This window comes from Methylobacterium sp. AC690 (genome assembly GCF_979256535.1).
The window spans coordinates 1-231 of sequence record NZ_CEEDOX010000156.1 but is presented as its reverse complement, the minus strand read 5'-3'; the positions used below and the strand labels follow the sequence as shown (position 1 = coordinate 231).

1 protein-coding gene is annotated in these 231 nt (G+C 63.6%); it reads right to left on the bottom strand.

Annotation, left to right across the window (positions count from 1 at the left end):
- The coding region (locus tag AC0IY1_RS25700; RefSeq protein ID WP_471773394.1) for a transposase at nucleotides 1–231 on the bottom strand (231 nt) is incomplete at both ends.

Here is a 231-nt window from a genome sequence, read left to right as displayed (position 1 = left end):
ACCCGAGGGCTGAGCCGCGGAGGTGTTCCAGTCTCCCGTTAATTGCTTCTGTGGGGCCGTTCGATGTTCCGGGCCGATCGAAGTACGCCAGCACGTCTTCTGCCCGTCGTTTGAGGGTCCGCCCCAGCGTCTTGAGCTCGGTGAGAGCGGCCGGGACGCCTGTGCTGATGGAATTGACCACTGCCTGCATGAGCTTCTTTCCGTGGATGCGGTCCTGCTCCCGGTACGCGG